Consider the following 14,499-nt stretch of genomic DNA (forward strand, 5'->3'; position numbering starts at 1 on the left):
AGCTTGACCCATACCGAGTTAATTTTAAGAACACTAGGGTCTTTGTGTGATTTTGCCGGGTTCACGTAAAAATATCCGAAGCTAATCTAAACGTATTGGCATGTGCCTCAATAATGGTTTTGATATCCTTGGAATATCCGCCCCCCATACTACATTGGACCGGAATTTCGTGTTCTCTGCAGGTCTTTAGTACAAATTCATCACGTTGCTTGCAACCGTTCAGTGTTAGGGCAAGAGTGCCCAGTTTGTCCGTTGCCAAAACATCAACACCACATAGATAGAATATAAAATCGGGCCGATGTTTTTCTATCAGCCCGGGCAGGGTATCCCTTAGCATGGAGAGATATGCTTCGTCGCCAGTTCCTTTTTCCAACGAAATATCCAAATCTGATTCCTCCTTTTTAAAAGGATAATTCCCTGCACCGTGCATGGAAAAGGTAAACACGGAAGCATCGTTTTGAAAAATTTCCGCCGTACCGTTTCCTTGGTGTACGTCCAAATCCACGATCAATATGTGGTTTGCCAAGTTTTTGGACTGTAAATATCGGGCGCCAATGGCTTGGTCGTTCAGCATGCAAAAGGCTTCCCCGCGATTGCTATAGGCATGATGGGTACCTCCTGCAATGTTCATGGCAACACCATATTGTAGGGCATATTGACAGGCTTTCATAGTGCCATCGGCTATGACCCGCTCCCGTTGTACAAGATTTTCGCTCAGTGGAAATCCAATTTTTCTAGCTTCCTTGTGTGGGATTTTTAAATTCAAAAGGTCATAAAAATATTCGGGGTCATGTGCGGCCACAATGTACTTGTCATTGGGGATTTTGGGTTCAAAGAAATTTTCATCGGTACAAGTCCCTTCGTGCAGCAGCTGCTTGGGCAGGAGTTCATACTTGATCATTGGGAACCGATGCCCTTCCGGCAACGGATGTTTATAAATGGGGTGAAAAGCGATTTTTAGCATAGATGGGTTTCAAAGTACAAAAATATCCAAACCTTAACTACCTTTGGCCCCAATGGAAACTACAATTACAACGGATATTGAAAAATGCCAAAAACTTCTACAAGAAGGACAACTGGTTGCCATACCTACGGAAACCGTATACGGCTTGGCCGCCAATGCTCTGGATAGCAATGCGGTGAAACGTATTTTTGAAATGAAGGGTAGGCCCGCGTTTAATCCGTTGATCGTACATATCCACCAAATGGAGCAATTGCCCATTTTGGCGAAGGATATTCCCCTAAAGGCCTATGACTTGGCCGAGGCTTTTTGGCCAGGTTCTCTAACCTTGATTTTGAACAAACAGGACATAGTTCCGGGCATCATTACTGGAGGAAAACCCACCGTGGGTGTGCGAATGCCCAATCATAAAATAACCTTGGACCTATTAAAACGATTGCCTTTTCCTTTGGCCGCTCCCAGTGCCAATCCGTTTACAAGGGTCAGCCCAACCTCTGCCAAACATGTTCTGGACTATTTTGGCGATCGAATACCCGCTATTTTGGATGGAGGGCCCTGCCAGGTGGGTTTGGAATCGACGATTATCGGTTTTGATGGGGAGAGTCCGATATTGTACCGAAAAGGAGGTATTCCCAAGGAAGCCATTGAGGCAGTGGTAGGTAAACTCAGGATATCCACGGAAAATGAAACGGCTCCCGAGGCCCCGGGGATGCTGCTTAAGCATTACTCGCCCAGAACCCCATTGGTGGTCTGTGATAATATTAAAGAAAAACTAAAGGAGAACTCTCTAAAAAAGGTAGGTGTTCTATCATTCTACGAGGAAGATTTTCCTTTGGCCACAAAAGTGATTGCCCTATCCAAAAACAAAATGTTGGAGGAAGCCGCCATGTCCCTTTTTGAGGCCTTGCATACTTTGGATGCGAGCGGACTGGATTTGATCCTTGCCGAACGTTTTCCGGAAAAGGGTTTGGGCAGTAGCATCAACGACCGCTTGTTCCGGGCCCAGAACTAAAAACACTTTTTAAATCCTAGCCTTTGTGAAGCTTCAGTTGTATCCGTTTTCTAGGAATATCGACGGACAAGACCTTTACGATAACCTGCTGATGAAGGCTTACATGGGCGTTTACGTCCTTTACGAAGCTATCTGAAAGATTGGAAACATGGATCAGGCCACTTTCTTTGATACCTATGTCCACAAAACAACCAAAATTGGTGATGTTGTTTACAATGCCGGGCAACAACTGTCCGTCCCGCAAATCCGATATGGTTTTGATGTTTTGGTCGAAAGTAAACGCCTTGGCCTTTTCCCTACGGTCAAGTCCGGGTTTTTCCAATTCGGAAATAATATCCTCCAAGGTGGGGAGTCCAATGATATCCGTGCAATAGTTTTTTAAATCGATTTCCCTCAGGAGGGCCTTGTTTCCAATAAGTTCAGATATTCCTTTCTTTTTGTCCGATGCCATTTTTTTTACGATGGCATAGCTTTCCGGGTGGACGGCAGAATCGTCCAAAGGGTTTTCTGCATCCTTTATCCGAAGAAACCCGGCGCCCTGTTCAAAAGCCTTTCCTCCCAAGCGGGGAACGTCCATAATATCTTTCCTACTCCCAAAGGGTCCGTGGGCCGTTCTATGGGCCACAATATTTTCGGCCAGTTTTGGTCCAATACCAGATACGTAACTTAACAAGGGGACACTTGCCGTGTTGATGTTCACCCCAACGGAATTCACACAACTTTCCACGACGGTGTCCAAGGATTTCTTCAATTTCGTTTGGTCTACATCGTGCTGGTATTGGCCTACACCGATGGACTTGGGGTCTATTTTTACCAATTCGGCCAAAGGGTCCGCCAAGCGCCTTCCAATGGAAACGGCTCCCCTGACGGTAACATCGTAGTTGGGAAATTCTTCCCTGGCAATTTTGGAGGCCGAATAAATGGAAGCCCCGGCCTCACTGACAACAAAAACCTCGATGGGATTTTTAAACGCAACTCGCTTTACCAATCGCTCCGTTTCTCTGGAGGCCGTTCCATTTCCAATGGCAATGGCCTCAATTTTATAGGCATCGGCCAAGGAACTGAGTTTTTTGATTGCTCCGGTAGTATCGTTTTGGGGAGCATGGGGATATATGGTTTCATTATGCAAAAGATTACCCTGTGCATCCAAACAGACCACCTTACAGCCTGTTCTAAATCCCGGGTCAATCGCTAAAGTTCGTTTTTCTCCCAAAGGCGCCCCCAATAATAACTGGCGTAGGTTTTTGGAGAAAACGGCAATAGCCTCATCATCTGCTTTTTCCTTGGCATTTTTGAGCAGTTCATTGGAGAGGGAAGGGAACAGTAATCTTTTATAACCATCGGCAATGGCCAATTCAATCTGGTCGGCACACGCGTTTTTGGATTTTATGACCCTGCTATGAATACGATCCAAGACACGCGCATCGTCCAATTCTATTTTTACTCGGATGATTTTTTCGGATTCCGCCCTTAAAATAGCCAATAATCGGTGCGAGGGACAACGGTTCAATGGTTCGCTCCAGTCAAAATAATCCCGGAATTTCTGGGCTTTTTCACTTGTGCTGAGCGTAGTCGAAGCATCCTTCATCGCCGTTACCACTTTTGTGGTAATCAAAGCAAAGCGTTCCAGTTGGTTCCGGATCATATTTCGAATATCCGCGCGCTCATTGATCCATTCGGCAATGATGTGCCGGGCACCTTCCAAGGCTTCGTCCTCGTTTTGTATTTCGGGACCCAGGTATTTGGAGGCAATAAACTCGATATCGTCCGTACGTTGGGCCATGATAATTTTGGCCAAGGCTTCCAGACCTTGTTTGCGAGCTACTTCAGCTTTCGTTTTTTTACTTTTTTTGAAGGGGAGGTATAAATCTTCCAGTTGGGTCAAATCTTCAGCCGACTTAAATTTGACTTTGAGTTCCGGTGTTAAAAGATTTTGTTCCTCAACAGATTTAATAATGGCGATTTTCCGTTTTTCAAGGGCCTCAAACTGTTCCTTGTACTGCACAATACTTCCAATTTGAACCTCGTCCAAACCCCCTGTGGCCTCCTTTCGATATCGGGAAATAAAAGGTACCGTGCAATCTTGGTTTAAAAGGTTGACCGTGTTTTGGATGGCTTTTTCGGGGAGGTTGGTGTTTTTTTGGATGTAGGAAGTAAGTAACATGGTAAATTATTTTTTGTCCGTTCAAGTTTCCGCCAAAAAGGAGCATTTTTTTGGAGTGGCAGTAGCGAAGTTATCAAACGGGCATATTTCTAATAGGTCTCCCATCTCGACTCCGCTTGATCTGACAACTAGATACAAGAATTTATTGGAACCAATACTATTGATCTAATTAATAGTCGCTCCGTTAGAGACTCCATTCCCTGCGCCATCCCCACTAGAATCAGAAGAATTATCGGGATTTACAAACACCAATTTACCCTCCGTATTTTCCGTCATTAAGATCATACCTTCACTTTCTACACCACGTAGGGCCCTGGGTGCTAAATTGATAAGAACGGTCACTTTTTTACCAACGATTTCCTCCGGGGTAAAACTTTCGGCGATGCCGGAAACGATAGTACGAACATCCAATCCCGTGTCAACTTTTAGGACCAATAGCTTTTTGGCTTTAGGCATTTTTTCCGCTTCCACGATGGTGCCTACTCGCATATCCAATTTGGAGAAATCGTCAAAGGTAATCGTATCTTTTTGAGGCATAAGTGCTTTGTTTTCTTGTTGGTTTGCTTTTTTAGTGGCTTCCAGCTTGTCCAGTTGCGCTTGTATTTCAGAGTCTTCTATTTTTCGAAACAAAAGTTCCGATTGGCCTATTTTGTGTCCGGGTGGTAACAGGATATCTTTGGAAGATACCTCATTCCAAGAGGTCTCGACTGCGCTCGACCGAACCCCTAGTATGCTTTTTAACTTATCCGATGTAAAAGGTAAAAAGGGCTCACTAAGAACTGCTAATCCAGAAGCAATTTGCAGGGCGACGAACATAATCGTTTTTACACGCTCTTCGTCTTCTTTAATTACTTTCCAAGGTTCAGCGTCGGCTAAATATTTATTGCCCAAACGGGCAAGATTCATCAACTCCTGGCCTGCTTCCCTAAAGCGGTAGCGTTCCAAGGAACTGGAGATGATTTCGGGATATTTTTTCAGTTCGTCCAAAGTCTCGGAATCCACAGATGTAAAATCACTTGGATTTGGGATGACGCCATCATAATATTTGTTGGTCAATACCACCACACGGTTAATGAAATTCCCAAAAATGGCTACTAATTCGTTGTTGTTCCTTGCCTGGAAATCCTTCCAGGTAAAATCATTATCCTTGGTTTCCGGGGCATTCGCGGTCAATGTGTACCTAAGCACATCTTGCATACCTGAAAAATCCTCTAGGTATTCGTGTAACCAAACCGCCCAGTTTTTGGAGGTAGAAAGCTTGTTTCCTTCTAAATTCAGGAATTCATTGGCCGGAACATTCTCGGGTAGAATATAATCGCCATGCGCTTTTAGGATGGAAGGAAAGATAATACAGTGGAACACAATGTTGTCCTTGCCTATGAAATGCACCAATTTGGTATCCTTATCCTTCCAATAGGGCTCCCAGTCCTTGTTTTCGCGTTCTGCCCATTCCTTTGTAGAGGAAATATATCCTATAGGGGCATCGAACCAAACGTACAAAACTTTGCCTTCTCCACCTTTTACAGGTACGGGGATACCCCAATCCAGATCCCGAGTCACCGCACGGGGTTCCAGACCGCTATCGATCCATGATTTGCATTGTCCATACACGTTGGGTTTCCAGTCGTCCTTGTGTCCTTTTAGTATCCAATCCCTTAAAAAGTCCTCATAACGGTCCAATGGCAAAAACCAATGGGTGGTTTCCTTTGTAGAAGGAACAGAACCCGTAATGGTGGATTTTGGATTGATCAAATCGGTCGCGTTCAGGGACGACCCGCAATTTTCGCACTGGTCGCCATAGGCTTCTTCGTTACCACATTTTGGACAGGTACCTATGACAAAACGGTCGGCCAAGAACTGCTTCGCCTCCTCATCGTAGAGTTGTGCGGTGGTCTCCTCAATGAAATCCCCTTGCTCATATAATTTTTTAAAGAACCCCGATGCCGTATCGTGATGTACAGCAGCCGATGTCCTGGAATAATTGTCGAACGTAATCCCAAAATCTTCAAAGGAGGTCTTGATCATGCCGTGGTACTTGTCTATGACTTCTTTGGGGGTTACGCCCTCTTTTTTTGCCTTCATAGAAATGGCCACACCATGCTCGTCGCTGCCGCAAACAAAGGCAACATCTTTTCCGGTCAGGCGTAAATAACGGGCATAAATATCCGCTGGTACATAGACCCCGGCCAAATGGCCTATATGAATGGGTCCGTTGGTGTAGGGCAGGGCAGCGGTAATCGTATATCTCTTGGGTGCTATAGTTGTAGACATCAAATTAAATTAAAGGCACAAAAATAACCATTTTTAAAGCTGTGACGGGCCGTTTTTATTAAAAACAAAAAACCCTCGGTGTACCATAGTACGACCGAAGGTCAAGTTGCATAGTGGGGAAATCGTTTAAGCTACCATAACCGACTTGCTCATCTTTTGATTCTGTACACTTATTCGATAAATGTACTTGCCGGTTGATAGGTGCTTGGGCACGCGCTCTCGTATATTGATTTCGGTGGAACCTTCTAGCATCATTTCGTTGAAGACGGTTCCTACATGTTGCCCAAGAATATTGTAAAGTTGAATGTCTACTTGTGCCGAAAATGGCATTTCCAAGTAAATATGGGGTGTGCTATCCGTAGGATAGAAAGGTTTATGTACAATGGCGTTCAATAAATCCGGATTTACGGGATCCGTTCCTTCCTCACCGGGTTGTGTTGGCGGGGTTACCGGACCGTCGCTGTACACGATATCGGGGAAATCCGTACCACTACAATTGAATCCTAAATTCACCGGATTGTAAGGGTGATCCAGTAGATGTTGTTCCACCAGCGGAATGTCCACGCACAACCATTCTGCCAAAACCGTGGCATAAAGGTCACGGAAATCCATAGTGTATTCCAGGTTGCCCCTTCCATCAGGATCTTCCAACGTGGGGTGGTCGCCTACAAAGGCACTTCCGTTCAAGCCCGAACCAAAGAACAGGGTAGGAGCGGCCTTTCCATGATCGGTTCCATTGGAACCATTTTCAAAGATTCTACGGCCAAATTCAGAGAAAGTCATACTTAAAACCTTATTGTCCTGTTGGGTAAACCCTAAATCCTCATAGAAGTTGTTGATGGCAACTGAAAGGTTGGTCATTAATCGCTCATGGGCCAAAGGTTGGTTGCCGTGGGTGTCAAAACCGCCCATGGATACCATATATACCTTGGTGCCCAAATTGCCTTTTATCAACCTGGCCAAAAGGGCCATTTGACGGGCAAATCCATTATCCTGATATTCTACTTGGTTTTGACCCCTTTCGTAGGCTTCGTGAATCAATCCGGAATATTCATAGGTAGTATTCGCCACACCTCTTAAAAACTTTAATTGGTCTCCGTACATACAGCCGTTAAAGAGGGCGTTGTCCAAACCGTATACCACACCAGATTCCGCAATTTCCTGTAATTGGTCCACATTGGAAGTCACAAAGGCATAATTGGTTTCTTCCCCCTGGAAAATTAGATTTCCAAACTGACCTATCTGTATCGCTGCCGGAGCGGCGGGAGGATTGATCAAATAATCAGGATAGATATTCTCGAAATGTCTTCCCATCCATCCGGTGTTCAGGCCACTAAAACCGGTTGTGGTCAAATCCGTGTTGGCATAGATGTCCGACCCTGTAAAATGGGACAAACTTTGATTTTCATAACCTACCCCATGAACCGCTTTAAACTGGCCGTTGCCCCACAGAGGCTCCAAGGCGCTCATGTAGGATGGAACCCCAAACTCGTCCGTAAGTTTTAACACTTTACTTTCGGGAATATAAATATTGGGCCGTGCATTGGCATAACTGTCATATTGTTCAATGGGGATAACGGTACTTAGACCATCGTTTCCACCGGATAACCTTATGAGAATTAGGATATTATCCGTTTCCGCTGCTGCAATTCCTGCAGTCAATGGAGACGGGGAGGATGCCGTTAGCATATTGGCTCCCAGCAACATAGAACCGGAACCGGCAATTCCCAATGCCTGTAAGAAGGAACGACGGCTCCATATTTGATGTTCTTTATCATGACCATCGTGTTCTAGTCCTTTGTGGGGTGAGTGGTGTGTATGGCACATAGCAGTAGGTGTTGTTATTTTAATTGATATTCAGGTTGTCTGGCAAGGTATTGCATCAAGAGATATACTTGATATGGGGCTTGTTGCCACATGGCCAAGGTCCAAGATTCTTGGTTCCCGCCTTCGTAGTACACGTCTTCCACATCGCTTCTAAAAATGGCGAAAGCTTTTGCGTATTCTCCCTCGTCCAATAATCCTTTGGGGAGGATAAAATCGATGATGAGTCGGGCTACCACATCTGGGTTGGTACTGGTCAACCCGGTGTTTCCTGTAATGGATAGGCCCAACGTCCTGAATTGTTCATTGTTCTGTTGGTAGAAGGTCTCCAATATGCTTTCGATGGTAAGCCATCTACCAATAATAAAGTTGGTGTTGATCCACGTTCTATCCCTTTGCCAACCGGCTACATCAAAAGGGTCGAACAGCTCTTGGCCTAACATTCCGCTATAATTGAGCATAGAGCCCAATACGGTATCATCATAGGCAAAGCTAGTTTCCTTTAAGGTGTTCAAATAGAAATCGAACGGACTTTTAATTATCACGCCAATGGCCTCATCGTCAAAAAAATGTTGACTTTTGAATAGTTGCCGTAGTACCGGAGCCAATTCAAAATTATTGGAAATGAAGGTGGATGCCATTCCGTCAATTATCGTTTGTGCGTTGTTCGCATCGTCCTGGGAATCTGGGTGTACAAAGAACTCATAGAGTTTTCTACAGATGAATTCAGCAATTTCGTTGGGCCGTTGTTGGAAAAGGATGGTGATGACATCATCATAGCCCCAGGCGCCTGTCTGTCCCAAAATAGTTTTGGTGCCAGTATCATGTCTGTCAGCCCTAAAGGTTACTTGTGTACAACCTTCCTCACCACGCTCTACATAACCACTAAGAGCCCTTGCAGTTTCTATGATATCCTGTTCCGTGTAGCCATTACCTTCACCAAGGGTGAAAAGTTCGTATAACTCTCGAGCATAATTCTCGTTTGGATTGTTGCCATTGTTGTAGACACCGTCCAAATAATAGAGCATGGCACTGGTAAGGCCAATTTCACTTACGAACGTCCTGAAATTTCCAATGGCGTTTCTTTGAAGGCAGTTGATGTAGTGGTACAAAAAGGAATTACACTCGTAAACATCCAATTCGGTTACAAAATGATTGCTCCAAAAGAAACTCAATCGGTCCCTAAGGTTGTTGGATAATAAGGCATTAGCGTATCCTAGGGCGAATTCTGACCGTTGTTGGTTTACGAGTTGTCTGCGGGCATCATCGTCAACCGGGTAATTGGCATTGTTCCAATCTGCCCAAACGGGGGCTGCCGTGGGAGCCATGTTCATGGCCTGGTCCACAAGGTTGTCCACAAGGGTTCCTGCGTTCTGGCCAACAGCTTGGTTAATGGTATCTACCGAGGCACTGAATCCTAATCTTCTGTAAAGGTGTAAAGCTCTGGTCTGGTCTAAAGGTGCCGTATACGGAGCAAGCGTAGAAGTATTACAATTAATGAAATATTCCATAGTCCTGATGTAGGGCGTTAATAATGTTACGTTCTATAGAGTTGGGGCTTCTATTTAACGAAACGAAACTTGGGATAGTATAAGAATCCGTATATTTTCGTTGTCTGAGAGCCGAATTTAACATGTTCATTTTTTAAAAACGGTAAAAAGTCAATTTTTTCGACGAAATACACATTTTTACAGAATATTATGGGAAAACATAATGAATTTGGAAAGGAAGGCGAGGAGATGGCCAAAAACTATCTCCTTAAAAAGGGATATAAAATCTGTTATCAGAATTATAGATACCTGAAGGCCGAAATTGATATCATTGCGAAAAAGGACAATGTCTTGGCCATCGTAGAGGTGCGTTCTAGAAGCTCTGATTTCTTGGAAAACATTGCGGAGACGGTAACTCCCAAAAAGATAAAGCTTTTGGTTATGGCCGCCGATCACTATGTAACCTCACATGATTTGGACGTTGAAACCCGGTTTGATATTATTACAGTGCTAAAGGAAAAGGGAGGTGTTCAACTGGAACATCTAGAATCCGCGTTTTACCACTTTTGATTATCCTATTAAATTCATAGAATAATATTTAAAAACATTTTGTTTTATTTATAACAAGTTGTTATATTTGCACATCAATCAAGAGTTATGAAGACCATTTCATCCGTAGTAGAACATTACATTAAGAAAAAACCTTTTTTACAAAGTGCTTTAGCGCAAGGAATCATCAACCTTACATCGCTATCAAGAATGGTAAAGCCAGAAATTGAAGCAGAATTGGGAAAGGACATACGAAACGGGGCCATAGTTATGGCCTTAAAGCGTTTGTCCGATGATTTGGAGTTTAGGGCCACCCATAAGATTTTGAAGGTTTTAAAGAATATTGGGGAAATTACGGTTAGGTCTTCCCTTACCGATTATACCTTTTTGGCCTCTGACACCATATTGGTGCATCAGGCAAAATTATTGGAAGAAATCAATGAAAACCAAGATGTCTTTTATACTTCCAGTAGGGGAGTGAACGAGATCAATATTGTGATCAGTAGCGTTATGGATCCAACGGTCCAGAAATTGTTCAAAGACGAAAAGTGTACACAAAAGGCGGACAATCTTTCCTCCATCACGGTAAAGTTACCTGCAGAAAACGTTTCCGTACCGGGTATTTACTATTTCATTTTTCAGCGTTTGGCCTGGGAGGGAATCGTCCTATACGAGGTCATTTCTACCACAAACGAGTTTACCATTCTTGTAAATGACGAACAGGTGGACGTTGCTTTTAAGACCATTAAGGATTTAAAGACGCTTTAGTTCCTTTTTAGTAAGTTTGAAGAGCAAGGGAGAACTCTTAGGACTATAATAATCAAAAAATCCAAGTTGCAAATTCCATATATCAAAATGGGAACTAGCCAATTAATTTACTTTTGGAAACTCCCAAGCCTACAAGTAAGACGGTAAATTATAATGCACTCCTTTTTTTAGCGAAAATTACCTACGGTCTGGTCATCAGGTTTATTTTTGAATATCCCTCTTTAGATATTCGATAACGGCATTCGCGTCTTCTAGTCTGTCCAAGAAACGTTTGTCCTTGTCCAAAATGAAGTAGGTGGGCGTTTTTTGAACGGCAAATGTTTGCACATAGGGACTTTCCCATTTCTCAAGGGCAATGGCGTGATGAAAATCAGCCAATCTTGGTATTGTTTTTTTCCAGTTTTCCATCCCATCCTCCAATCCAACGGCTACCACTTCCACATCTTGAATGTTCTTAAGTTGTTCATGGAGTACCGGTACTTCATTTAAACAGTGGGAGCAAGTGCTGCTCCAGAATATGAGGAGGTATCTTGATGCCCCTGATAGGCTGGACAATGATTTTTTCTCACCGTTTTCCTCCCAGGTTATCTCTGGCGAAACGGCCCCTTTGCGAAGTCGTGTCTGGGTCTCGATAATTGAAATTAGGTTATCGTTTTTGGTTTCCTGGGCAAGCTTTTTCAAATAAGTTTCGTAAATATGGTCCGATACTTCATAGGCCTCACTTTCATTAGCTTTCTTCCAGGCCTTTGCCAAAACGTTCGTTTGTAAAATTTTGGGTACGACTTCTAATTTGGAGGTTAGAAAATCAACGTTTTTATTTATTTCCTGTACCAAACCACTTTCCGGTGTTCCAGGTGGAATGGCCCAGAACATATAGTTCAGTACTTTATCCGAAAAGAACTCGGAAGCCTGAAGCGTATCATTTGTAAAATCTATATGGTCAAAATAATGCTTTTTCTTCGCTAATAGGTAATTACTCAGTGACATATACTTTTCCGGTAGATAATGCCTATTCGCCTGGATAAAGGTATCGGCAATCAAACCTTTGGATTTTGACCCGTAGCTGTTTTGAATCTGTGCCATCTTATCGACCAATTGCATATACTCTTTTTTGTCGGATTTTCCATCGCTATAAAATGCCATGAACGCATCCTTGGCGTTTTCGATTTCAGAGAAATAGTCATAATAAATTGAGTTTTCTTTCGAACTCACTATGTCTATACCAGCTTCCAAATCAAAGTTGAGGACGATATCCTCTTCACAGTTATAAATTATGTCTATAAAATATTCATCTTGGGGAACGGCATAGACCAATCTATACAATCCGGGAGAAACGGAGTGGGGTAACGTAAATGAAAATTGGCCGTCCTTTACACCGGTATCCGTTACATATTCTACGCCATTGTTTGCAAGATGGTAGACCATAATATACCTGAAGGAATTGGCCGGGGAAAAATTCCCTGAAACCGTATGCTGGGATTGCACACCCATTGAAAAAAACACTACTACTAAAACCTGTAAAAACCTCATCTTTAAATTTCTGTATTTAATTGGCATTTTCAATTTTATAGGGACCATATACGGCATCCCTGAATTTTTTGTGTAACCCTATTTGGTCATAGGGAAACAATTGGACAAACATGACGGCCGTCAATTTATTTACCGGGTCCACCCAAAAAAGTGTGCTGGCCGCACCATCCCAATAAAACTCGCCTACCATGCCATGATTTTCGGCAGCATCTGCGGGCGGGTCCACCCTAACTGCAAAATCGATTCCAAACCCTACCTGTCCTTTGGAAGGCAACCAGGATCTTTCGGTAATGCTATCGGCCAACTGGCTGGTGGCCATTAGTTTTACCGTTTCCGGTTTTAATATTTGAACGGAATCAAGACTGCCATGATGTACGAGCATTTGGGCAAACCTCATATAATCGTCCAAGGTTGAGGTAAGGCCGGAACCCCCTCTTGTTAGCGGCCATCGCTGGGTATAATTACTGTAGGTGACGGAATCTTGCACCAAGGCACCTTCCCCTGTCCTAATGTATAGTTTGGCAAATCTGTCGCGGTCCCCTTCTGGAATAAAGTATCGGGTTTCTTTCATTCCCAGTGGATCCAACACATTGTTTCTAACATATTCCCCATAGGGAACCCCGGATATCCGTTCCACCAATAGGGCCTGCACATCAACACTGGGGCCGTACTCCCATTGGGTGCCCGGTTGAAACCAGAGGGGAATATTGCCTAATTTTTCTCCTAAATCACTTAAGGTTGTTTCACGGTCGTAGATGTTCTTCTCCTCCAAGATTTCACTAAGTCCTTGAATATCAGGTCTGTTTGGAAACCCGGCAGTATGTCTGGTTACATCCCTAATCGTGACCGGCCGGTCTAAAGGTTCCGTGATTATTTTTCCCTTTGGATCCACACCGGTATAGACTTCCATTGCCGAAAATTCCGGAGCATATTTTGATATAGGGTCGTCCAAATCGAATTTTCCTTCTTCATATAGTGTCATGAGGGCCGTTCCGGTAATGGGTTTGGTCATGGAATAAATCTGGACGATCGTTTTACGGTCCATTGGTTTTTGGGCTTCCTTGTCCGCATACCCAAAAGCATTGTAATACACTTCTTGACCGTTTTCGAATATTAGGGCCGAAACTCCGGCAATGTTTCCAGAATCAATGAAAGATTTCAGGGTGGAATCTATTCTTTTTTTTGTCGATTCTGTAACCACTGAAATTTCCAATGGCCCTTTTTCCGATTTATTAATTTCCTTCTTGCACGAAACCAATACTATGAATGCAAGGCCAAAGCACATTGCGATGGGTTTCTGAAGTCGTCTTAAGAAAGTATTCATACCTACTTTTTTGATTTTTTGTAAATGAACTCCATAAGGAAGCAGCTAAAGATAATTGAAATTGAATCGATTACCTTGGAACGTAAGACTCAAATTTGCAAAGAGTTGACCTGCGAGAGTGCTTTGGATATAATTGGGAAGAGGAACAGGCGTTTAATTTGTCTTGGAGATTATTAGGTAGGATTCATCCATGAACAATAAAAAAGTATCATTTACACATTGGAATGAATGCGCATTTTGATGGAAGAAAGAACACTTTCCATCATTTCAATTTCCTTTTGATGGACAAAACCATCCGCTTTTGATACTTGATCCATGATATTTTCCAATAGCTCTTTTTTTTCATTTGAAAAGTTACAAATCATGGAGATGCTCTGTTCCGTTTCCAAAAAACGAGCCTGTATCAAAAAATTGGCGTCAAAATCCAAAACTTCCATAAGTTTTCCAAAGGCATTGATTTCCCCATTGTGTACAACCCCATCTGCATGGATTAAGGCGTCAATCACCTTTACTATGGCCAGTTTTTCAGAGATATCAAAAGTCATATGTAAAGAACTTCACGTGGTTATTTATAGTTTAAGCTGTTGTGCTAAGGTATCTGAATTA

At 43.2% G+C, this 14,499-nt stretch carries 11 protein-coding genes; 3 read left to right on the plus strand and 8 right to left on the minus strand.

All coding sequences use genetic code 11. The annotated features are described in order from the left end of the window. Nucleotides 1-61: 61 nt before the first annotated feature. Nucleotides 62-964, minus strand: coding sequence for a histone deacetylase (locus tag BFP75_RS08495; protein ID WP_099544808.1), 903 nt, complete (start codon nucleotides 962-964; stop codon nucleotides 62-64). 52 nt (nucleotides 965-1,016) lie between these two features. Between BFP75_RS08495 and BFP75_RS08500 the strand changes: the two genes are divergently transcribed. After that, entirely contained in the window at nucleotides 1,017-1,973 is a 957-nt protein-coding gene (locus BFP75_RS08500) for an L-threonylcarbamoyladenylate synthase (protein WP_099544809.1), read from the plus strand. A gap of 16 nt (nucleotides 1,974-1,989) precedes the next feature. On the opposite strand, the gene BFP75_RS08505 is transcribed toward BFP75_RS08500, so the two are convergent. From BFP75_RS08505 to BFP75_RS08520, 4 genes are all read right to left on the minus strand, one after another. Further along, the gene (locus BFP75_RS08505) at nucleotides 1,990-4,137 is read right to left on the minus strand and encodes a Tex family protein (protein WP_099544810.1); all 2,148 of its coding nucleotides are present in this window, start codon (nucleotides 4,135-4,137) and stop codon (nucleotides 1,990-1,992) included. Between the two features lie 165 nt (nucleotides 4,138-4,302). Continuing rightward, complete coding sequence (gene metG / locus BFP75_RS08510) at nucleotides 4,303-6,408, minus strand: methionine--tRNA ligase (protein WP_099544811.1); 2,106 nt, start codon at nucleotides 6,406-6,408, stop codon at nucleotides 4,303-4,305. A 126-nt stretch (nucleotides 6,409-6,534) separates the two neighbouring features. After that, the gene (locus tag BFP75_RS08515) at nucleotides 6,535-8,235 is read right to left on the minus strand and encodes a DUF1501 domain-containing protein (RefSeq protein WP_099544812.1); all 1,701 of its coding nucleotides are present in this window, start codon (nucleotides 8,233-8,235) and stop codon (nucleotides 6,535-6,537) included. Between the two features lie 14 nt (nucleotides 8,236-8,249). Then, complete coding sequence (locus BFP75_RS08520) at nucleotides 8,250-9,743, minus strand: DUF1800 family protein (protein WP_099544813.1); 1,494 nt, start codon at nucleotides 9,741-9,743, stop codon at nucleotides 8,250-8,252. A 189-nt stretch (nucleotides 9,744-9,932) separates the two neighbouring features. Between BFP75_RS08520 and BFP75_RS08525 the strand changes: the two genes are divergently transcribed. Both BFP75_RS08525 and BFP75_RS08530 read left to right on the plus strand, forming a co-directional pair. Next, nucleotides 9,933-10,292, plus strand: coding sequence for a YraN family protein (locus tag BFP75_RS08525; protein ID WP_099544814.1), 360 nt, complete (start codon nucleotides 9,933-9,935; stop codon nucleotides 10,290-10,292). 87 nt (nucleotides 10,293-10,379) lie between these two features. Beyond that, entirely contained in the window at nucleotides 10,380-11,039 is a 660-nt protein-coding gene (locus BFP75_RS08530) for an aspartate kinase (RefSeq protein WP_099544815.1), read from the plus strand. A 201-nt stretch (nucleotides 11,040-11,240) separates the two neighbouring features. Here BFP75_RS08530 and BFP75_RS08535 read toward each other — a convergent pair whose 3' ends face one another. The 3 genes from BFP75_RS08535 to BFP75_RS08545 all read right to left on the minus strand — a co-directional run bounded on the left by BFP75_RS08535 (nucleotide 11,241) and on the right by BFP75_RS08545 (nucleotide 14,438). Next, a complete protein-coding gene (locus tag BFP75_RS08535; RefSeq protein ID WP_165776563.1) occupies nucleotides 11,241-12,569 on the minus strand; it encodes a TlpA family protein disulfide reductase in 1,329 nt (442 codons plus the stop codon). Nucleotides 12,570-12,585: 16 nt separating this feature from the next. Further along, entirely contained in the window at nucleotides 12,586-13,893 is a 1,308-nt protein-coding gene (locus BFP75_RS08540; protein ID WP_240531744.1) for a serine hydrolase domain-containing protein, read from the minus strand. Between the two features lie 212 nt (nucleotides 13,894-14,105). Then, a complete protein-coding gene (locus BFP75_RS08545; protein WP_099544818.1) occupies nucleotides 14,106-14,438 on the minus strand; it encodes a TerB family tellurite resistance protein in 333 nt (110 codons plus the stop codon). Between the last annotated feature and the right edge of the window lie 61 nt (nucleotides 14,439-14,499).

It is taken from the genome of Maribacter sp. 4G9, from assembly GCF_002742265.1.
In the GTDB taxonomy this organism is placed as follows: Bacteria; Bacteroidota; Bacteroidia; order Flavobacteriales; family Flavobacteriaceae; genus Maribacter.